The sequence below is a fragment of the Streptomyces argenteolus genome (assembly GCF_042902585.1).
Lineage (GTDB): Bacteria > Actinomycetota > Actinomycetes > Streptomycetales > Streptomycetaceae > Streptomyces > Streptomyces argenteolus.
The window spans coordinates 20,101-38,611 of sequence record NZ_JBIBEG010000005.1 but is presented as its reverse complement, the minus strand read 5'-3'; the positions used below and the strand labels follow the sequence as shown (position 1 = coordinate 38,611).

The window sequence follows — 18,511 nt, the reverse complement described above, 5'->3', positions numbered from 1 at the left end:
GGCCCCGGGTGGAGGGGGTGTGGGCCCGCCCCGTTCCAGAGCTGGGTGGCCATTACCGGACAGAGCCGGCTCCGTTGTGTAGTTACATGATCACATACCGCAGGGTAAGCGGAATGTGGAGGGCCTGAATAGCGGGCCCGGATGCAGCTTGATGACATTTGCGCTTCCCGGTCCCGGGCTCGGGCCGACCCGAGGGGAAATCGCGGATCGCGTCCGTCCGCTTGTGCCCGTGGGCCGTTGACTGGGTCACGCCCGAGATCTAATGTCTGAGAAAGTAGGGCGATGGCGCGTAAGTGTCCCCGGGATAAGTAAACGATTTACCGGTCGGTCTCATTCGATGCCTGGAGCCCTTTGGGCGATGCAATCCAGCGCTGGTGATTGTTTACCGGTTGGTTGAATCAGTGACGAAGGAGCGGAATGGGTTCGGGGGTGACGGATGCGCCTGAGGGTGTACGCGGCGCCGACTCCGTGGAGCGCGCGCTCCTGGAGGCCAGGGCGCTCATCGAGTCCTCGGTGTCGATGCACCGCAGCCGCCCTGGTGGCGCGTCGCTGCTGGTGCGGGCGGACGACGGCTCGGTGGACAGGGCCGTGAAGCGGGTCATGGCGGGTGCGAAGTACTCGGCCCATCTCGCGGTCACCGGCAACTGGAAGCACTCGGCCGTGGTGATCAGGGCGGTCGCCGCTGCTGTGGCGCCTCCCGCGACCCCGAGGCGGCGGGGCCAGCTGGCCGTGCGGCTGCTCGCGGCCGGCCGGGCACTCGAACTGTCCGCCGACAGCCGGCGGCAGTTCGCCGAGACGTCGCTGGAAGTGCGCATGACCAGCGGTGAGTTGCGGGAGGCGCTGATCGTCGACGGCAGGACCGCTCTGGTCCAGTCCGGCGACGGGTCCGGGGGCAGGCACGCGGCGGTGGTCACCGACCCCGCGGCGGTGGGAGCGCTCGATCTGCTCTTCGCCGGAGCCTGGGCCGTCGCCCGCCCCGTCGCCGACGAGCTCCGGCTGGACCGCAGCCTGCGGGGTGATCTGGCGCGGCAGATCCTTGAGCAGCTGCGTGCGGGGCGCACCGACGACGTGGCCGCACGGGAGATCGACGTGTCACTGCGCACCTACCGGCGCCATGTCGCCGCGATCATGCGCGTACTCGGGGCGAACTCCCGATTTCAGGCGGGAGTTCGCGCGGTGGAGCTGGGGTTGCTGGAGCGGGGCTGAGCAGTCGGTCCGTGCAGTGACACCCCCACCGGGGGGACAACGGGGGCAACAGGAAGATGAGCAGAACCACACCAGGGCCGGACCCGAGTGAAGCGGGCGGCGGCGAAGGGCGCAGACCCGGCGGGGGAGCCGAGGAGCCGCCCGGGCCGCCGGGCGAGGGGCCGGAGGGACCGGAAGAGGGGCAGGACGCCATAGAGCGGACGCTGCTCCAGGTCCGGGCCCTCATCGAGTCGACGGTGGAGAGGCATCGCAACAGGGTCTCCTGGGACCGCCAGATCATCGCCGTGGACGGCAGGAGGGAGGAGCTGCTGGGCGAGGCGCGCAAGCTGGTGCTCCAGGCCCGGTCGACCATCGACGTCGTGCTGGCCTCCGGCCCGAGCTGTGGCACGGACGCCAAGGGGCCCTTGCGGCAACTGACCTACATGGTGCCCGAGACCGTCCGTCTCCGGCTGCTGTGCTCCCCCGCGATGATCGATGAGGACTTCGTGCGCGAACAGCTCGCGCTGGGCTCCCCCATCCAGATACGGGTGGCTCGTGTCCCGCCCCTGCAGGGGGTGATCGTGGACGGAGCGGTGGCGCTGGTCTCGGCCGAGTCCTCGACGGGCCGCCGGGCGTCGCTCATCAGGGTCCCCGACGTCATCAGCACGCTGCGCACGCTCTACGAGGGCGTCTGGCGCAACGCGGTGCCGGCGTACGCGCGCATCACCTTCGGCGACCACTGCCGCACCGATCTCGCGCGGCAGATACTGGGAGCGCTGCGCGCCGGGGTCACCGACGAGGTGGCGGCGCGTGAACTCATCGTGTCCGTGCGCACCTACCGACGGTACGTCGCGGAGATCATGACCCTGCTGGAGGCGACGTCCCGCTTCCAGGCAGGGGTGCGGGCCGCCGAACTCGGCCTGCTGAGCGGCATGGAGAATCCGGGCCGGCCTTCCAAGCCGCCCTCGGAGGGGACCTGACGGGGCGTGAGCTGCGGCCCGGCCTGGCAGCTTCCTGAAGTTGCCGTTGTCGGGCCGTGAGGCGGAGGGCTACAACTGGCTGCGTCGACCGGGGCACGCCCGAGCGCCCCGGCGCAGTACCGCCATGAAGTACCGCCGACGCGAGGTGCGAACAGAATGAAGGCCGGCACGGGCGGCGGACGTCTCCGCCGCCACAGGCCCGCGGCCGTCGGCGCGGGGCCGCCGGTCACACCGCCTCCCGCGGAGGTCCCCGGACGGCCGCCGGCCACGCGGCGTCCCGCCGCTGCCGCCCGCCGATCCTCTTCCGGCGGCCACTTCTACCTGATCGCCCGGCCCGCCGAACCGGCCGGTGCGCGGGCCGATTCACTGGAGGGTGCTCGATGACCACCGTGTCCTGCGCGGACCTCCCTCTCCCCCATGACAGCGGGGTGGGCGTGCTGAACAAGGCGTCCCTGCTCCTGAGCGTGCTGGAGGAGGGCCCCGCCTCGCTGTCCACCATCGTCGTGGTCACCGGGCTGACGCGGCCCACCGCCCACCGCCTGGCCCAGGCGATGGAGAGGCTCCGGCTGGTCACCCGCGACACCAGGGGCCGGTTCCAGCTCGGGCCCCGGCTCGGGGAGATGGCGGTCGTCGTGCACGGTGACCGCATGCTGGCCCTGGCCGCTTCCGTACTGCCGGAGCTGCGCGACCGGACCGGTGCCGGTGCCCGGCTGTACCGGCGCCGTGAGGACCTGCAGTTGTGCGTGGCCGGTGCGGAGACCAGCACGGCGGGAAGGAACACGGTGCCGGTGGGCACCGCGTTCTCCCTGCGGTCCGGTGCGGTGGCGCAGGTGCTCCTCGCCTGGGAGGAACCCGAGGTGCTCTACGCGGGCGTCACCCGGGCCCGCTTCACCGCCGCCGCGCTGACCCAGGTGCGCCGGCGGGGCTGGGCGCAGAGCTTCGGCACCTGGGACACCGACGTCGTGACCCTGGCCGCCCCCGTGCGCGGGCCGGGCGGCCGGGTGGTCGCGGCGCTCTCCCTCTCGGGTCCGGCCTCGGTGCTGACCAGGGAGCCCTCGCGGGAGTTCGGCGGTGCCGTGATCGACGCGGCACTGCGCCTGGGCGAAGCGTCTGCCGGATGACCTCCCCGCACCAGGGCGGACGGCGGTCCGGACCGCCGGGGCGTCAGGAGCCGGGCCCGCCGACGGAGTTCAGGATCCTCGGCCCCACGGAGATCTGGGCCCGGGGAGCCCGCGTCCCGCTGACCGCGGCCAAGCAGCGCACGGTCCTGGCGGCCCTCCTCCTGTCACCGGGACGGTTCGTCTCCGATCTGTGGCTCGGTGAACTGCTGTGGGGTCCCACGCCGCCCGCCACGAAGTCCGCACAGCTCTACACGTACATATCCCGGCTGCGGCGCAGCTGCGAGCCCGGCGTCCGGCTCGTGCGCAGACACCGTGGCTACGGCCTGGTCATGGGATCGGCCCAGCTCGACTGGACGGTGTTCCAGCAGCTCGCCGAGCAGGGACGGCAGTACGTGGTGCAGCACCGCTACGCGGAGGCCGCGGCCGGGCTCGAAGCGGCCCTGCGGCTGTGGCGGGGGCCGGCCCTGGCGGACGTGACCGAATTCCTGGCCCGGACCGAACTCCCCCTGCTGGAGGAGGCGCGGCTGCGGGCGGTGGACCAGCGGATGCAGGCGGTCCTGGCCCTGGGCAGACATGACGCCGCCCTGCCCGAGCTCACCAGGCTGGTGGCGGAGAACCCCGCCCGGGAGTCGCTGCGCGGGCACTTGATGACCGCTCTGTACCGCTGCGACCGTCAGATGGACGCGCTGCGGGTGTACGAACAGGGCCGCCGGGTCCTGCAGGCGGAGCTGGGGGTGGCACCCGGAGCAGCCCTGCGTGCCCTGCACCGCGCGGTGCTGCTGGAGCAGCTCCCCGGTCCGGTCGCCGCCGAGCCCCTGACCCTGACCGTGCGGCGCGCGGGTTCCGTCCCGCCGGGCCCGGACACGCCCGGCGGTGCGCCTGCGGGCTCCGGGCACAGTCCCTGGCAGGGTCTGGTCCCGGCGATGCTTCCCGTGGACGCGGCCGGGTTCGTGGGGCGCAGGACCGAACTCCGCCGTGTCCTGGCGGTGTTGCGGGACAGCGGCGGCCCGTACCGCGGGGTCGTCCTGACCGGTGCGGCCGGGGTGGGCACCTCGGCACTGGCCGTGCGGGCCGGGCACGCCTGCCGGGACGAGTTCCGGCACGGCCAGCTCTACATCGACCTGCGCGAGGAGGGCGGTCGCCCCAAGGACCCGCGGGACGTGCTCGGCAGCTTCCTGCGCGCGCTGATGTACGTACGGGGCGAGGACCTGCCTCCCACGCTGGACGAGCGGGTGCAGCTGTACCGCAGCGCCCTGTCCCGGCGCCGGCTCCTCGTGGTGCTGGACAACGCCCTGGACGAGCGGCAGGTACGCCCGCTGCTGGCGAGCGGCTCCGGTTGCCGGGTCCTGATCAGCGGCGGCCGGCAGTTCGCCTCGATGGAGGGCGTCCGGGTGGTGCCGGTCGGCCGCCTCGACGAGACGGAGGCGTGGGAGCTGCTCTCCTCCCGGGTCGGCCAGGCGCGGCTGGACGCGGAACCCGAGGCCACCGCACGGCTGCTGGCCCTGTGCGAAGGGCTGCCGCTGGCGCTCCGCTTCTGCGCGACCCGGCTGGTGACCCGTCCGCAGTGGCCGGTGGGCAGGCTCGTGGACCGGCTGGAGAGGGGGGAGGTACGGCCGGACGCGTGGGGGGAGGGGGACCACGAGCTGTGGAACGTGCTCAGGGCGGGCGTCATGCGGCTGGAGCCGCCGCTGCGGCCGGTGCTGCGCACACTGGCCAGGACGGAACCGGGCGTCTTCTCGCCGGCCGGGGCCGCGCAGCGGCTCAACTGGCCGGAGGAGCGGGCCCGGGGGGCCCTGGACGCCCTGGTGGAGGGAGGGCTGCTGGAGATGGTGGGCGGGTCCCACGGGACCGCGGCGGCCGACGGGGCCACGGACAGGGCGCCGGGCGGGGCCCCTCCGTTCCCGCCCGGCGGCTCGTCCGCCGTGCTCCCGGAGCAGGAGCGCTACCGGTGCACGCCTCTGGTCAGGCTGGTGGTCCGTGAACCGGAGTGCGTCACGGAGGGCGCCTGACCGGCAGGTCAGTCCGCAGGGGGCGTGCCGGGCGGGGGCTGTACGTCGTTGATGAACGCCGCCAGTAACGCGGCCCAGCGCAGACCCTGGTCGTCCGCGACCGCGTCCTCCTCCGGATACCCGTCCTCCTCCCGTCCCTCCTCGCCGGGTGCGTCGTCCGGTGCTCCCTCCGGCCACAGCCCCCCGGTGCCCGCCGGGGTGTCCGGCACCTCGGCCGGATCCGGTGCGGCGCCCATGCTCATGTGTCCCTCCTCCTCGAACCGCCCCTGCCGGGCGTTCCCTCCAGAGTTGGGCACTTACCTATGCCTCTTCTATATTCCGGCCCTTTTGCATGCACACCGGATGCCCCGTACCCCGTGTGCTGGCAGCTTCCTGAAGCGGCTATTGCCGGGCGTGACGGGCTCGCAGTTCCATGGACGGGTCAGGCGCCGTGCTCGCCCCTCTTGCGGAGCCCGCCTGTCCGGCAGGCGATTCCCCCCCTTCGTACTGCCGGGACGCCGGGGGTCCGGTCCTGTGGTGGACCGGACCGTCGGGTCGGAGCGTGTCGTACCCGGCGTGCCCTCGCACGACGCCGCGAGCCCGCTGAGAAAAGGACGAGGACATGACTGCCACGGCCCTGCCCGGTTCCGAACTGCTCGCTCACATGGCTGCGCACGATCCGTCCTTCAGGGAACGGACGGCGGAGTCCCTGATCGCCGTCGAGAAACGCCTGCTGGACTGCGCGGCGGAGTCCGGCGACCCCCGGGTGGCCGCGCTGACGGGCCACATCGCGACGGCGGGAGGCAAGCGGCTGCGCCCGCTGCTGGTGCTGCTCGGCGCGGAGTTCGGGGAGCCCTGGCGGGACGGAGTGGTCGAGGCGGCGGTGATCGCCGAACTCGTCCACATCTCCTCCCTCTACCACGACGACGTGATGGACGGGGCGGAGCTGAGGCACGGAGTGGCCAGCGCCAACGCCCTCTGGGGCGCCCGGCTCGCCGTGGCCGGCGGGAACTGGCTGCTCGCCCGCGCCGCCCGGCTCGCCGCCGAACTGGGGCCGGACATGGTGCGGTTCCAGGCCGATGTGGCGAGCGAGCTCGTCGTGGGACAGCTGCGGGAGATGACGGGGCCCGCCGAGGGCGAGGACCCGGTGGCGCACTTCTTCCAGGTCACCTCGGGCAAGACCGCCGCGCTGCTCGCCATGGCGCTGGGGGCCGGTGCGCTCCGGGCGGAGGCGCCGGCCTCGTACGGACGCGCGCTCACCGAGTACGGTCGCCAGCTCGGCATCGCCTTCCAGATATCGGACGACCTCCTGGACCTCCTCGCGCCCGCCTCGGCCACCGGCAAGGAGCAGGGGAAGGACCTGGCCGCCGGGGTTCCCAGCCTGCCGGTGCTGCTGGCCGCGGCGGACCGGCGGCCGGCCGGAGCGGAGTTGCGGGAGCTGCTGGCGGCGGGGCCGCTGGCCGACCCGGCCGACCGGCGCCGCGCGCTGGAGCTGTTCGCCCACTCGCCCGCCCCGGCAGCCGCCGAGGCGCATCTGCGGCGGCGGCTCCGTCTGGCCCGGGCCGCGCTGGACGCACTGCCGGCGGGGCCGGCACACCGGGCGCTGCACGCCCTGTGCGACTACGTCCTCTCGCGCGTGGCCCCCACGGTGGGCGCGGGGGCACTGACGTGACGAGCGGACACGACAAGGGGTTGGACATGTCACGGGAATCAAGGGACGAACTGGCGGTCATCCGCGCCGAAGCGCTGCGGGGGCCGAGCGAGCGGGCGACCGAGGCGCAGCACGCCAAGGGCAAGCTGACGGCGCGCGAGCGTATCGGGCTGCTGCTGGACGAGGGGTCGTTCAAGGAGGTCGAGCAGTTGCGCCGGCACCGGGCGACCGGCTTCGGCCTGGAGGCGAAGAGGCCGTACACCGACGGGGTGATCACCGGCTGGGGCACGGTCGAGGGCCGGACGGTGTTCGTCTACGCGCACGACTTCCGGATCTTCGGCGGGGCGCTGGGCGAGGCCCATGCCACGAAGATCCACAAGATCATGGACATGGCCATCTCGGCGGGTGCCCCGCTGGTGTCGCTGAACGACGGTGCCGGGGCCCGTATCCAGGAGGGTGTCAGCGCGCTCGCCGGTTACGGCGGGATCTTCCAGCGCAACACCCGGGCCTCGGGTGTGATCCCGCAGATCAGTGTGATGCTCGGCCCGTGCGCGGGTGGCGCGGCCTACAGCCCGGCGCTGACGGACTTCGTGTTCATGGTCCGTGAGACCTCGCAGATGTTCATCACCGGGCCGGACGTCGTCAAGGCGGTCACCGGTGAGGAGATCACCCAGAACGGCCTCGGCGGCGCGGACGTGCACGCCGAGACCTCGGGCGTGGCGCACTTCGCGTACGACGACGAGGAGACCTGCATCGCCGAGGTCCGCTACCTCATCGGGATGCTGCCCTCCAACAACCGCGAGAACCCGCCCGTGGTGCCGAGCGACGACCCGGCCGACCGGCGCGGCGACGTCCTGCTGGACCTGGTCCCGGCCGACGGCAACCGCCCCTACGACATGCACAAGGTCATCGAGGAGCTCGTCGACGACGGCGACTTCCTGGAGGTCCACGAGCGCTGGGCCCGCAACATCGTCTGCGCACTGGCCCGCCTCGACGGCCACGTCGTCGGCATCGTGGCCAACCAGCCCCTCTCGTTCGCCGGGGTGCTGGACATCGAGGCGTCCGAGAAGGCGGCGCGCTTCGTCCAGTTCTGCGACGCGTTCAACATCCCGCTGGTCACCCTCGTCGACGTACCCGGCTTCCTGCCCGGCGTCGACCAGGAGCACGACGGGATCATCCGGCACGGCGCGAAGCTGCTCTACGCGTACTGCAACGCCACCGTGCCCAGGATCTCCCTGATCCTGCGCAAGGCTTACGGCGGTGCCTACATCGTCATGGACTCGACCTCCATCGGCGCCGACCTGGCCTACGCGTGGCCCACCAACGAGATCGCGGTCATGGGCGCCGAAGGCGCCGCCAACGTCATCTTCCGCCGTGAGATCGCCGGGTCCGACGACCCCGAGGCCGTGCGCGGGCAGCTGGTCAAGGAGTACAAGGCCGAGCTGATGCACCCCTACTACGCGGCCGAGCGCGGCCTGGTCGACGACGTCATCGACCCCGCCGGGACGCGCCTGCTGCTCATCCGCTCCCTGGAGATGCTGCGGCTCAAACACGCCGACCTGCCGTCCCGCAAGCACGGGAACCAGCCCGCGTGAGCGCCGGGGAGGAGCAGGGCGGCGGATCCCTGCTGAGAGTGGTGCACGGCTCGCCGAGCCCCGAGGAACTGGCGGCGGCGGTCGCGGTGGTGCTGGCAGCCCTCCAGCGGTCCGGGCCGGCCGCCTCGGGCGTCCCCGGGGCGGCCCGGGCGGCGTGGCGGAGGGCGGAGTCACCGGCCTCCGCCCACGTCTCCTGGCGCGGCGGACGCTGACCGGCCGTGGCTGCAGGTCGTTGCACGGCTACTTGAAGTCGTCCGGCGCGTTGCGGAACGTGGCGGTCCAAAGGTCCGAGTGCAGATACGCGGCCGCGGGACGAGCCGCGGGTGAAGACGTGGAGGATTCCCATGTTCCGAGGGATCGGGCGGTTCTCGGTGAACCGCCCATGGCTGGTGGTGGCGTTGTGGTTGCTGGCGACCACGGCCCTGGTCGCGCTGGCTCCCCAGCTGAAGCCGACCGACGACCAGGCGGAGTTCCTCCCGTCGCACTACGAGTCGGTCCGCGCGGTGGAGATCCAGCGGGACGCCTTCCCGCAGAGCCGCCAGCCCGCGGCCATCGGCGTGGTCCAGCGTGCCGACGGCGGCACGCTGACCGAGGCCGACAGGAAGAGGACCGGCGAGATCGCGGCCGGTCTCCAGGCGGAGAAGTTCGCGAAGATCACCGAAGTGGTGGCCGACCCGAAGGCGGTCTCGCCGGACGGGAAGACCGCCCTCGTCCATGTCTTCGCCTCGACGAAGACGGCCAACGACGAGACGCTCGTCGCATCCGTCGGCGACATCCGTGAGGAGACCGCCGGGCTGCTCTCCGGCAGCGGACTCGAGGTGGGCTACACCGGAGCCACCGCCACCGTGCTGGACTCGACGGAGGCGTCCGACAGCACCGACGCCATGGTCATGATGGCTACGCTCGTCCTCATCATCGTCCTGCTGCTGGTCATCTTCCGCAGCCCGGTGATCGCCCTGATGCCCGTCGTCGTCATCGGCATCGTCTTCACGGTGACCATGGGGGTCATCGCCACCGCCAGCGAGCTCGCGGGCATGGAGGCACCCGCCTCCATCTCCGCCATCCTCATCGTGGTGCTCTTCGGCGTCGGCACCGACTACACGCTCTTCCTGCTGTTCCGCTACCGCGAGCACCTGCGGGAGGGCATGCCGGCCAAGGAGGCGCTGGCCACGGCGGCCGGCCGGGTCGGGGAGACCATCGCGTCCGCCGCAGGCGTCGTCATCGCCGCGTTCCTCTCGCTGCTGCTGTCCTCCATGGGCATGCTCAGCAGCATGGGCCTGGCGCTGGCGATCGCCGTCGCGGTCACCCTGCTCTCCGCCCTCACCCTCGTCCCCGCCGTCTTCTCCCTGCTGGGCACCAAGGCGTTCTGGCCGTCGAAGGCCTGGCGCACCCAGCCCAGGAACGCGCTCTCGGACCGCGTCGGGAGCTTCGCCTCCCGCAGGCCCGGCGTCATCGCGGGCGTCTCCGGTGTGGTGCTCGTGGCGCTCGCCATGGGCGTGTTCGGCTTCAAGGCGGAGTACGACACGGAGAGTTCGCTCCCGGACACCCTGGAGTCCGTCCAGGCGATGGAGGACTTCCAGACGGGCTTCTCGGCCGGGCAGTCCGACCCCACGTTCGTCTATGTGAAGTCCACCGGCGGAGCGTCCCTGGACGCGGCCGGGCTGAAGACCTACGAGAAGGAGCTGGCGGGCGTCGAGGGCGTGGCGCAGGTCGCCCCGGCCCTGGTCAGCCCCGACGGGAAGGTCGCGCAGTACGCCGTCGTGCTCGACCACCGCCCCACCGACGACAAGGCCATCGACCTGGTCGGGGGCGAACTGCGGGAGACGGTCCACGAGGCCGCGCCGAAGGGCACCGAGCAGGTCGTCGGCGGCAGCACGGCCGTCCTCACGGACGTCCGGACCGCGGTGAACCGTGACTACAAGCTCGTGTTCCCGATCGCCGCGGTGGCGATCATGCTCATCCTCGGCCTGATGCTGCGCAGCCTCGTCGCCCCCTGGTACCTGATGATCTCGGTCGGCCTGGGCTTCGGAGGCACCCTCGGCGCCACCGTCTGGCTGTTCCAGAGCGGTTCGGACGGGCTGCTGTTCATGCTGCCGGTGATCGTCTATCTCTTCGTCGTCGCCATCGGGACCGACTACAACATCCTGATGGTGGCCAGGCTGCGCGAGGAGATCAACAGCGGCAAGGAGCCGCAGGACGCCGTCCGCAGGGCCGTCACGCACTCCGCGCCCACCATCGGCGCGGCGGCGGTCATCCTCGCCGGCACCTTCGGCGTGCTGATGCTCGCGGACAACGCGATGCTGAAGCAGATGGGCTTCGCGGTCGCCTTCGGCATCCTGCTCAGCGCGTTCGTGACGGCGATCCTGCTGGTGCCGGCCGTCACCACGCTGCTGGGGCCGAAGGCCTGGTGGCCGGGCAACCGCGACGCCGCGCCCACCGGCGACGGCGCGGAGCCCGCGTCCCTGGACGGCTCCGACGACCTCGTCGGCTCACACGGCCGGTAGCCGCCCTGACGGGCCCCGCACGACACGACCGCTCGCCCCTCGCCGGAGCCCGGCAGGGGGCGGGCGGTCCGTCTTTCCCCGGCCCCGGCGGGCTGTGCAGCTTCCTGAAAGGAGAGGGGGAGGAACGGCGGAGGTATCTGTAGGATTTCGGCACGGCGTTCTTGGTCATCGGAATTTGTGCCGCGATACGGCCGAATGCGAGGTGTGATGCACGAGCGTGAGTTGAAGGCTTTCATTTCGGTTGCAGAAATCGGACGGATGGATGCCGCGGCACGCCACCTCGGTTATTCACAGGCGGCGATCACCTATCAGATCCAGTGCCTGGAACGGTCCCTCGGCTTCAAGCTGTTCACCCGGCACCCCAACGGTGCCCGGCTGACGCGCGACGGACGGTCGGTTCTGCCGTCGGCGCGTGCCGCTCTGATGCTGATGGGCGACATGCGTTCCCCGGGCCCGTTCGAGGACGCGGAGAACGACGGGACGCCGGTCACGGCCGCCGTCGCGGCGGCCCGGAAGGGCACCGCCTGAATCCGGCGTGCGCCGGTTGTTTTCGCACCCCCACCGCATCGCATGTGCAGCTTTTCGGTGGGCATCTCTTCCCATCCCGGAAAAACGTTGGAGAGAAAAAGATGAGCACCAACCCGTTCGAGGACGACGACGCCAGCTACTACGTGCTGGTCAACGACGAGGGCCAGCACTCGCTGTGGCCCGCGTTCGCCGAGATACCCGCCGGCTGGACGGTGAAGCACGGCCAGGACAGCAGGCAGGCCTGCCTGGACTACGTCGAGGCCCACTGGACCGACATGCGCCCGCTGAGCCTCGTCCGTCAGATGGCCGAGTCCAAGTAGGACGGCGCCGGAGAGGACGATCATGCAGACGGTTTCCTCCACCCCCGCGGTGTTCCGGCCCCGCCCGCGGCCGGACGCCGGCAGGGTGCTGGTGTGCCTGAGTTACTGCGGCGGCGGGACGGCGCCGTTCCGCCGCTGGGCCGAAGCCGTTCCGGACGACGTGGAGTTGGCGCTGATCTGCTACCCGGGCCGGGAGACGAGGTTCGGCACGCCGTTCGCCCGCGACTGGATCGCCCTGCGCGACGACGTGGTGGGGGCGGTCCGCGGTCTCACGTCCCGGCCCTACACGCTGTTCGGCCACAGCATGGGTTCCTGGCTGGCCTTCGAGACGGCGGCGCAGCTCGAACGCCTCGGGGTCGCGCCCCCCTCGGCACTGGTCGTCTCCGGCGGGGTCGCACCCCACAAGCGCGGGGCGCCCGGGAGCAGGACCCCCCGCACGGCCGACAGCGACGACGTCCTCGTCACCTGGATGCGGACGTTCGGGCAGATGCCGGCGATCGTGGCGAACGAACCCGAACTCCGCGCCATGGCCGTGGAACTGCTCCGCGCGGACCTCGCCGTCTCCGAGTCGTACCGCTTCACCGAGGGGACCCGCGCGACCGTGCCGATGCGGCTGCTCTACGGCGCGGGCGACCACGGGCGGTTCGCCGAGGTGGAACGGGACTGGAAGTCGCTGGCGGACGGCGGCTTCGAGGGCTTCGAGCTGCCGGGCGGGCACTTCTACGAGCCGGACGTCTGGGCCGGACTGCCGCGATGGTGCACCGGACTCGTCCCCGGGGCGGGGCGCCCGTGACACGGGAACGCCGCGCCGACGGTGTCGGCGCGGCGTTCCCGGCGGGTGGAGGCGGGCGGATTCAGGCCGCCTCGCGCAGGGCGGCCCTGCGGTCGTGGAGCACCATGAGGATCACCATTCCCATGAGCACGCCCAGGACCGTGCCGGCCTGCCCGGCCAGCAGGTGGGCCACCTCGCTCTCGGGGGAGGGCCGCTTCGTGCCGAGGTTCGTGAGCAGGCTGTAGAGGCCGTAGGAGAAGAGCATGCCCGAGGAGATCCACGAGGCGGCCATGGGGACGAGGAACTTCCGGGGGCCCCGGCGGCTCGTCAGGACCAGGAGTCCCCATGCCCCGGCGAAGGCCCAGACTCCCGTGCTCAGGGACAGCAGATGCCACCACATGTCGCGGTAGGACAGGCGCTCCGCGTCGAGCCCCAGGGTGCCGCCGGCCGCCCAGAACACCTTGACGAGGCCGAGGGCCACGCAGCCCGCGGCGAGCAGCCTGGCCGCGGTGGTCTGCAGTGACCGGGTGTTCCCCAGGCTCTCACCGGGATCGACCGGGCCGCTGAGGGCCTCCGGCCACCGTGCCTTCGCGTATCCGGCGAGTGCGAGCGGGAGGCCGATCCCCACGCCCACCAGCGAGATCATGACCAGGACCTGTTCGTAGGCCCACAAGTCGTTGGAGGCCGCCGTCTGTTCGTCCTGGGACATGGCCGCGGGACCGAGCACGGGCGCCAGCACCAGCATGGGGACGAGCAGACCGGTGCCGACCCATACGGGCAGGACGATCAGCCAGGCGGGGAGCCGCTCTCCCCAGGGCTGGATGAAGGCGACCGCCAGCGCGATTCCCACGGCGGCGAGCACCGCGGTCGTCGCGTTGATCGCGCGCCAATCCGCCTCGCCCATTTCTTCGTTCGGAAGGAAGAGTCCGAATGTCCAGACGATTTTGATCAGCATGTACGGCATAACCGCGACCACGGTGCCGTAGCCGCTTATCCTGCGCATCTTCATCAGACGTGAGGTCGGTTGTGCCGCCATTGCTGTCATGATCGGCATGCTATCCGACCGGTCATCGGGGGCCAAGTATCCCATCTCCTTTCAGAGATAAGTCAGTTGGAGGGAAATGGTGAAATCAAGGCCGTGACGGGCTGCGCAGTGCTATGGCGGTGAGGTGGCCGGAATCGGAGAGGGACACGAGGAGCGCGGTCTCCCCCGCGCGCGCCAGCGCGATGAGTTCCAGCAGTCCGGACACCGAGCAGTGCCGGGCCTCGGCGAATTCCCCGCCGGGCCTGCTCAGGGATCCTCCGGTGGCGGTGAGCGCCGTCGCGACGGCGGCGCCCAGCGAGGCTCCGAAGGGCTCGGTGACCGCGGGTCCGCTGACGACGAGCCGGACGCCGTGCGTGCCGGCGGCCAGGGCAGCGACCCGTCTCCCGGCCGCCGCGACCGCGGCGGGGTCCCGGCCGCGGTCGGCGCCCCGCCCGACGAACCGGGAGACGCCGCCCGTGATCTCGGCCGCCGCGCGCGCCGGGCCGGCGGCCTCGGGCGCCGCCAGGACGACGGCGGCGGCGGCGTCGAGCCGGCCGCCCCCCTCGTCCCCCTCGGGGGCCTGATCGGTGGCAGCCGCCACCACCCGGTCCGCGCGGCCCGTCCGCAGCGCCGTGACCGCGAAGTGCACGGCCTCCAGACCCGCGGTGCCGGGGTTCGTCAGCGTGACCGAGAACGCCCTGGCCCCGGTGCCGATGGCGAGCTGGCTGCCCGGGGTGCTCATGGAGAAGGCGGGTACCTCGGCCGGGCTGATGCCCCGGACGCCCGCCGTGCGCAGGGTGTCGTCCATCCGCCGGTGCGCGTGGGCGATCGCGTACTCGGTACCCGTGACCACACCGAGGCGCAGGCTGGGCGGGCCGTCCAGGGCAGGGTCGTCGTGGCGTCGGCCGAGTGCCTGGTGGCCGGCCGCGAGCAGATACCGGGTGGCGGGGGAGAGGTACTTCCAGCCGCGCCGGCCGAGGTGTGCGCAGGGGTCGAACCAGGACCCGTCCCGGTCCTCCCCCGCGGGCGGCGGGTCCTCCGCGACCGAGCCGGCCCCCATGAGCAGCACGTTCATGCGGCGGCCTCCCAGAGGAGGGCCGCGTTGTTCGCGCCGAAACCGGTCCCGCTCACGAGCACGGCCGGACGGGACAGCGGCACCGGTCCGGCCAGGGGGACGTCCATCGGGCAACCGGGGTCGACCGTGGTGACATGGGCGTTGGGCGGCACCAGGCCGGCCCGGAGCATCCGGGCGGCGATGACACAGCCGAACACACCGGCCGCACCCGCGGTGTGGCCCATGACGGCCTTCGGCGCGTAACCGGCCGTCCGGGAGATGTCGCCCCCGGCGGCGGTGACGGCCTCGCTGACGGCGGTGCTCTCCACGGAGTCGTTGAGCGCCACCCCGGCGCGGTGGAGGACCACGGCGCCCGGGGGCCCGGAGGTGGAGAGGGCCTGGGCGACCGCGCGCCGCAGCTGTCCGCCGGACGGTTCGGGCGCCATCGGATGGTGGGCGTCGCAGCTCCAGCCCTGGCCGGCGAGGACCGCCTGCGCGGCCACGCCCCGGCGCCCGGCGGAGGCGGCGGACTCCAGCACCACGGCCGCCGCGCCCTCGCCGGTGACCATGCCCGAACGGTCGGTGTCGAAGGGGCGGCAGCACTCCGGGTCCAGCAGCCCGAAGCGGTGGAGTGTGCCGACGGCGACCCGTGAGAACGCGTCGCCGCCGCAGGCCACGACGACGTCGGCCTGCCCGGTCTCGATCAGCAGGGCGCCCCAGGCCACCGCGTACGCCCCGGCGGAGCAGGCGGTGGACAGGGTGTGGCCGCTCCCGCCGATGCCGAACCGGCCGGCGACCACGGCGGCCACCCCGTGTGTGGCGAGCCGGCGGTCCGGCCCGTCGGGCAGCTCCGCCAGGTCGATGTCGCCGAGCGAGGTGCCGACGGTCAGACCCGCGTCGAGCAGGTCCCCGCCGGTCAGCCGGGCGTCGGCGACGGCCTCCGCGACCGCCTCGACGACCAGCGCGCCGGTGCGCCCGGTGCCGCTCCCGCCGGCCGGAGCCGCGTACAGACGCGGGCGCTCCGGCAGTCCGCAGGCGTCCGGTGCGGGCACCGGCCGGTGATCGGCGCGGAGCAGTCCTTCCCACAACGCGTCGACCCCGCCGCCGAAGCAGGACACCGCTCCCAGCCCCGTGACCACGACCGTCACCGGCGCACCCCACTTCTCCGGATCGTGCAGAAACCAATTCACCGATCGACCAGGGTGCCGTGCCGATACCCGGGGAATGTTCTGCCTGCAAGTACCTGCAGGAATTCCCGGACAACTCCGTCGTGCCGGAATGCCTGCAATACGATCGGCCGCGATCAGCCGACTCCGTATCCGATGAGTAATGAACGCGGAATTCCGCGGAGTTGAACAGGGAAAGCCGAAGGAAAGGGAATCCGGTGGGTGCCGAAAGCACGCTGGACAGGTCGGAGCTGCGGGACATGGTGGCGGACACCCTGGACGTCGAGTCCTCGGCGCTGACCGACGACGCGCTGCTCATCGAGGAGCTGGGAGCCGACTCGGTGATCGCCCTGGAGCTCGCCGTCACGCTGGAGCAGCGCTACGAGATCAGGATTCCCGAGGAGGAGCTCATCGGGCTCCGCACCTTCCCCGACATCTGCGCGCTGCTCAGCCGGAAGCTGAGCGGCTGATGGACGGGCAGCCGGTCCGCGCCGCGGACACCGCCGCCCCCTCCTACTTCCTGATCGAGAGCAAGGGGAACTGGGCGGGCCCCGGCGCGGGCACCTTCCTGCTGGACGCCGTGGCGCTGGCCGAGGCGGGACACCGGGTGCGGGTCTACCTCGTCGAGGACGGGGTGCTCAGCGCGGCCGGACGCGACGTGCCCGAGGTGGAACGCCTCGCCGGGGCGGGAGTGGAGATCCTGGTGGACGACTTCTCCGCCGCGCAGCGGGCGCTCGACGCCGGGCGGCTGTCGCCGCACGTGAAGCTCGCCGGGATGGGGACCGTCGCCGCCGCCCTGGCCGAGGACGGGTGCACAGGGGTGTGGCACTGATGACGACCCCGATGAAGCGCCGCGTCTGGGACCTGCTGCTGATCATGACCGCCGCCCCGCACTCCGGGGACGTGGTCACCTCGGCGCTGCGGCTCTCGCACGCCGTCCTCGCCGACGGCGGTTCCGTACGGATCTGGGCCTGCGGCTACGCCAACATGCTCACCCAGGACACCTTCGGCGACACCAAGCTGCCCAACACCCGTGATCCCGAGGGGCACTACCCCTCGCCCCCCGCGATCGTCAGGCGGCTGACCGCCGACAGCGCGGGGCGCTTCGCCTGGATCGCGTGCACCGCCTGCTCCGAGGAGCGCGGCGCGACCCACCACATCCCGCAGGTGCGGCACCGGTCGCCGCTCCGGCTGGCGGGAACCATCGACGCGGCCAGGCAGACGCTGTACCTCGGAGGAGCCTGATGACGACGACCCAGCGGGACGAACCCCGCCGGAGGGTGCTCTGTGTCATCGACCGTGCCTACCGGGGCGCCGTCGAGGTCCAGTTCTTCCACCCCCTGTACGGCCTGCTCGATCTGCACGGACAGTTCGAGCAGGTCGACCTCGCCCTGCGCGGCGCCACCGTGACGATGGCCGTCGACGAGCACGCCTACGTGCCGTCCGTGCGGCTCGGCTCGACGACGCTGGACACGCTGCCGGACTACCGTGGTTCGGTGCGCGACCTGGTCGACGCGGGCTTCGAGGTCTTCGTGGACGACAGCGCGCTCGCCGCGCTGGGATTCGGGCCGCAGGACCTGCTGCCGGGCACGGTGGCCCTCGGCCCCGCCGAACTGGCGGCCCGCTGGCCCGCGTACGACCACGTGTGGTTCATATGACCGGCCGGCCCCCCGGGGCCCCGCACACCTTCGCGACCCCGCTGCGCGCGGTCGACCGTGTCGAAGGGCGTGCGGGCGGACCGGGGCTGCGCTTCAGCACGTACAAGACGGTCCGCGCCGACGACCCGTACATGGCCGGGCACTTCCCCGGCCTCACCCTGCTGCCCGCCGTGTTCGTGCTCGAAGGGCTCCGGCAGGCCCTGACGAGGCTCATCGGCGCCGGGGAACCGCTGGACCTGGTGGAGGTCACCTCCGCCCGGTGGCTGGCGCCCATGCAGGGCGGCGACGAGATCCGGCTGGACGTCACGGCCACGGAGTCCGGAGACGGGCGGTGGCTGGTCACCGCCGACGGCGTGCGCCAGGACGGCGTCCCCGTCGTCGCCGCGAAGGTCGTGCTCGGCGGCCGGGACGCCGACCCGGCCGATGGGCTCGCACCCGCCGGCGGGCCGCCCCCGGTCCCCGCGACGGCGTCCGGGCCGGACTACGCCGCGATCCTGGACCGGCTGCCCGTACGCCACCCCATGCTGCTGGTGGACCGGGTGGAGGCCTTCGAGCCCGGCACGCGGATCACGACGGTCAAGGCCGTCTCGGGGTCCGAGCCCTGCTACGGATCGATGGAGGACGGTCTGCCGCTCTCCCGGTACACGTACCCCAGAACACTGATGCTGGAGTCCTTCGGGCAGTCCTCGGTGCTCCTGTGGCTGTCCAGCGGCACGACCGGCGGAGTACAGGTCGCGGCGGCGTTCCGCCGCTGCCGCTTCGCCGGCGAGGTCCGGCCGGGAGCGGTGCTGCGTCATGTGGCCCGCATCGACCGGCTGATGTCGGACAACGTCTTCGTGTCCGGGGAGACCTGGGACGGCGACCGGTGCGTCATGACCGTCGGCGCGCTCGTGGGTTCGAGCCGGCCGAGGGCGCGGCTCGACCGGACGGCGGCGCCCACTCCCTGACACCGGGCCGGCAGGCGC

The 18,511-nt window shown here is 72.3% G+C and carries 20 protein-coding genes; 16 read left to right on the top strand and 4 right to left on the bottom strand.

The genetic code is table 11. The features are described 5' to 3' along the window. Positions 1 to 429 precede the first annotated feature (429 nt). The 4 genes from ACFY8O_RS18900 (at position 430) to ACFY8O_RS18885 (ending at position 5,295) form a co-directional block, all read left to right on the top strand. Positions 430 to 1,206 carry a helix-turn-helix transcriptional regulator gene (locus tag ACFY8O_RS18900; protein WP_167526292.1) on the top strand — a complete coding sequence of 259 codons (777 nt, stop codon included), beginning with the start codon at positions 430 to 432 and terminating at the stop codon, positions 1,204 to 1,206. Between the two features lie 56 nt (positions 1,207 to 1,262). Beyond that, positions 1,263 to 2,165 (top strand): LuxR family transcriptional regulator, encoded by a 903-nt coding sequence (locus ACFY8O_RS18895; protein ID WP_387903803.1) that lies wholly within the window; start codon positions 1,263 to 1,265, stop codon positions 2,163 to 2,165. A 380-nt stretch (positions 2,166 to 2,545) separates the two neighbouring features. Continuing rightward, positions 2,546 to 3,286 (top strand): IclR family transcriptional regulator, encoded by a 741-nt coding sequence (locus ACFY8O_RS18890; protein WP_145813040.1) that lies wholly within the window; start codon positions 2,546 to 2,548, stop codon positions 3,284 to 3,286. Beyond that, the gene (locus tag ACFY8O_RS18885; protein WP_387903799.1) at positions 3,283 to 5,295 is read left to right on the top strand and encodes an AfsR/SARP family transcriptional regulator; all 2,013 of its coding nucleotides are present in this window, start codon (positions 3,283 to 3,285) and stop codon (positions 5,293 to 5,295) included. Before ACFY8O_RS18890 ends, ACFY8O_RS18885 begins: the two co-directional genes overlap by 4 nt. Before the next feature lie 8 nt (positions 5,296 to 5,303). Here ACFY8O_RS18885 and ACFY8O_RS18880 read toward each other — a convergent pair whose 3' ends face one another. After that, a complete protein-coding gene (locus ACFY8O_RS18880) occupies positions 5,304 to 5,537 on the bottom strand; it encodes a hypothetical protein (protein ID WP_387903796.1) in 234 nt (77 codons plus the stop codon). Positions 5,538 to 5,896: 359 nt separating this feature from the next. Here ACFY8O_RS18880 and ACFY8O_RS18875 point away from each other — a divergent pair, with 359 nt between their 5' ends. The 7 genes from ACFY8O_RS18875 to ACFY8O_RS18845 all read left to right on the top strand — a co-directional run bounded on the left by ACFY8O_RS18875 (position 5,897) and on the right by ACFY8O_RS18845 (position 12,665). Beyond that, complete coding sequence (locus ACFY8O_RS18875) at positions 5,897 to 6,946, top strand: polyprenyl synthetase family protein (protein ID WP_387903793.1); 1,050 nt, start codon at positions 5,897 to 5,899, stop codon at positions 6,944 to 6,946. 26 nt (positions 6,947 to 6,972) lie between these two features. After that, positions 6,973 to 8,520: an acyl-CoA carboxylase subunit beta gene (locus tag ACFY8O_RS18870; RefSeq protein WP_387903790.1), complete on the top strand. Its 1,548-nt coding sequence runs from the start codon at positions 6,973 to 6,975 to the stop codon at positions 8,518 to 8,520. Continuing rightward, complete coding sequence (locus ACFY8O_RS18865; RefSeq protein WP_387903789.1) at positions 8,517 to 8,732, top strand: acyl-CoA carboxylase epsilon subunit; 216 nt, start codon at positions 8,517 to 8,519, stop codon at positions 8,730 to 8,732. The genes ACFY8O_RS18870 and ACFY8O_RS18865 overlap by 4 nt, the downstream gene beginning before the upstream one ends. Positions 8,733 to 8,864: 132 nt before the next feature. Further along, positions 8,865 to 11,024: an MMPL family transporter gene (locus tag ACFY8O_RS18860; protein WP_387903787.1), complete on the top strand. Its 2,160-nt coding sequence runs from the start codon at positions 8,865 to 8,867 to the stop codon at positions 11,022 to 11,024. 195 nt (positions 11,025 to 11,219) lie between these two features. Beyond that, complete coding sequence (locus tag ACFY8O_RS18855) at positions 11,220 to 11,552, top strand: LysR family transcriptional regulator (RefSeq protein WP_387903784.1); 333 nt, start codon at positions 11,220 to 11,222, stop codon at positions 11,550 to 11,552. Between the two features lie 101 nt (positions 11,553 to 11,653). Further along, positions 11,654 to 11,872, top strand: coding sequence for an MbtH family protein (locus ACFY8O_RS18850; RefSeq protein ID WP_145813267.1), 219 nt, complete (start codon positions 11,654 to 11,656; stop codon positions 11,870 to 11,872). Between the two features lie 22 nt (positions 11,873 to 11,894). Then, a complete protein-coding gene (locus ACFY8O_RS18845) occupies positions 11,895 to 12,665 on the top strand; it encodes a thioesterase II family protein (protein ID WP_387903782.1) in 771 nt (256 codons plus the stop codon). Between the two features lie 61 nt (positions 12,666 to 12,726). Here ACFY8O_RS18845 and ACFY8O_RS18840 read toward each other — a convergent pair whose 3' ends face one another. The 3 genes from ACFY8O_RS18840 to ACFY8O_RS18830 all read right to left on the bottom strand — a co-directional run bounded on the left by ACFY8O_RS18840 (position 12,727) and on the right by ACFY8O_RS18830 (position 15,912). Continuing rightward, positions 12,727 to 13,689, bottom strand: a complete 963-nt coding sequence (locus ACFY8O_RS18840) for a hypothetical protein (RefSeq protein WP_145813264.1) — start codon at positions 13,687 to 13,689, stop codon at positions 12,727 to 12,729. 85 nt (positions 13,690 to 13,774) lie between these two features. Beyond that, positions 13,775 to 14,743: a beta-ketoacyl synthase N-terminal-like domain-containing protein gene (locus ACFY8O_RS18835; protein ID WP_387903779.1), complete on the bottom strand. Its 969-nt coding sequence runs from the start codon at positions 14,741 to 14,743 to the stop codon at positions 13,775 to 13,777. Beyond that, positions 14,740 to 15,912, bottom strand: a complete 1,173-nt coding sequence (locus ACFY8O_RS18830) for a beta-ketoacyl-[acyl-carrier-protein] synthase family protein (RefSeq protein WP_387903777.1) — start codon at positions 15,910 to 15,912, stop codon at positions 14,740 to 14,742. Before ACFY8O_RS18830 ends, ACFY8O_RS18835 begins: the two co-directional genes overlap by 4 nt. A gap of 194 nt (positions 15,913 to 16,106) precedes the next feature. Here ACFY8O_RS18830 and ACFY8O_RS18825 point away from each other — a divergent pair, with 194 nt between their 5' ends. The 5 genes from ACFY8O_RS18825 to ACFY8O_RS18805 are packed head-to-tail and all read left to right on the top strand — an operon-like array spanning position 16,107 to position 18,493. Further along, positions 16,107 to 16,358: an acyl carrier protein gene (locus ACFY8O_RS18825; protein WP_387903774.1), complete on the top strand. Its 252-nt coding sequence runs from the start codon at positions 16,107 to 16,109 to the stop codon at positions 16,356 to 16,358. Then, positions 16,358 to 16,720 (top strand): hypothetical protein, encoded by a 363-nt coding sequence (locus ACFY8O_RS18820; RefSeq protein WP_387903771.1) that lies wholly within the window; start codon positions 16,358 to 16,360, stop codon positions 16,718 to 16,720. The genes ACFY8O_RS18825 and ACFY8O_RS18820 overlap by 1 nt, the downstream gene beginning before the upstream one ends. Further along, positions 16,720 to 17,133 carry a hypothetical protein gene (locus tag ACFY8O_RS18815; RefSeq protein WP_387903769.1) on the top strand — a complete coding sequence of 138 codons (414 nt, stop codon included), beginning with the start codon at positions 16,720 to 16,722 and terminating at the stop codon, positions 17,131 to 17,133. Before ACFY8O_RS18820 ends, ACFY8O_RS18815 begins: the two co-directional genes overlap by 1 nt. Beyond that, positions 17,133 to 17,546, top strand: coding sequence for a hypothetical protein (locus tag ACFY8O_RS18810; protein WP_145813254.1), 414 nt, complete (start codon positions 17,133 to 17,135; stop codon positions 17,544 to 17,546). The genes ACFY8O_RS18815 and ACFY8O_RS18810 overlap by 1 nt, the downstream gene beginning before the upstream one ends. Next, positions 17,543 to 18,493, top strand: a complete 951-nt coding sequence (locus ACFY8O_RS18805) for a 3-hydroxyacyl-ACP dehydratase FabZ family protein (protein ID WP_387903766.1) — start codon at positions 17,543 to 17,545, stop codon at positions 18,491 to 18,493. Before ACFY8O_RS18810 ends, ACFY8O_RS18805 begins: the two co-directional genes overlap by 4 nt. The last annotated feature ends 18 nt before the right edge of the window (positions 18,494 to 18,511 follow it).

What these genes read in the sequence shown, in the direction of transcription:
- ACFY8O_RS18895 (WP_387903803.1), top strand. Translation starts at nt 1,263, where the DNA reads ATGAGCAGAACCACACCAGGGCCGGACCCGAGTGAAGCGGGCGGCGGC.
- ACFY8O_RS18890 (WP_145813040.1), top strand. Translation starts at nt 2,546, where the DNA reads ATGACCACCGTGTCCTGCGCGGACCTCCCTCTCCCCCATGACAGCGGG.
- ACFY8O_RS18885 (WP_387903799.1), top strand. Translation starts at nt 3,283, where the DNA reads ATGACCTCCCCGCACCAGGGCGGACGGCGGTCCGGACCGCCGGGGCGT.
- ACFY8O_RS18880 (WP_387903796.1), bottom strand. Translation starts at nt 5,537, where the DNA reads ATGAGCATGGGCGCCGCACCGGATCCGGCCGAGGTGCCGGACACCCCG.
- ACFY8O_RS18875 (WP_387903793.1), top strand. Translation starts at nt 5,897, where the DNA reads ATGACTGCCACGGCCCTGCCCGGTTCCGAACTGCTCGCTCACATGGCT.
- ACFY8O_RS18870 (WP_387903790.1), top strand. Translation starts at nt 6,973, where the DNA reads ATGTCACGGGAATCAAGGGACGAACTGGCGGTCATCCGCGCCGAAGCG.
- ACFY8O_RS18860 (WP_387903787.1), top strand. Translation starts at nt 8,865, where the DNA reads ATGTTCCGAGGGATCGGGCGGTTCTCGGTGAACCGCCCATGGCTGGTG.
- ACFY8O_RS18855 (WP_387903784.1), top strand. Translation starts at nt 11,220, where the DNA reads ATGCGAGGTGTGATGCACGAGCGTGAGTTGAAGGCTTTCATTTCGGTT.
- ACFY8O_RS18850 (WP_145813267.1), top strand. Translation starts at nt 11,654, where the DNA reads ATGAGCACCAACCCGTTCGAGGACGACGACGCCAGCTACTACGTGCTG.
- ACFY8O_RS18845 (WP_387903782.1), top strand. Translation starts at nt 11,895, where the DNA reads ATGCAGACGGTTTCCTCCACCCCCGCGGTGTTCCGGCCCCGCCCGCGG.
- ACFY8O_RS18840 (WP_145813264.1), bottom strand. Translation starts at nt 13,689, where the DNA reads ATGACAGCAATGGCGGCACAACCGACCTCACGTCTGATGAAGATGCGC.
- ACFY8O_RS18835 (WP_387903779.1), bottom strand. Translation starts at nt 14,743, where the DNA reads ATGAACGTGCTGCTCATGGGGGCCGGCTCGGTCGCGGAGGACCCGCCG.
- ACFY8O_RS18820 (WP_387903771.1), top strand. Translation starts at nt 16,358, where the DNA reads ATGGACGGGCAGCCGGTCCGCGCCGCGGACACCGCCGCCCCCTCCTAC.
- ACFY8O_RS18815 (WP_387903769.1), top strand. Translation starts at nt 16,720, where the DNA reads ATGACGACCCCGATGAAGCGCCGCGTCTGGGACCTGCTGCTGATCATG.
- ACFY8O_RS18810 (WP_145813254.1), top strand. Translation starts at nt 17,133, where the DNA reads ATGACGACGACCCAGCGGGACGAACCCCGCCGGAGGGTGCTCTGTGTC.
- ACFY8O_RS18805 (WP_387903766.1), top strand. Translation starts at nt 17,543, where the DNA reads ATGACCGGCCGGCCCCCCGGGGCCCCGCACACCTTCGCGACCCCGCTG.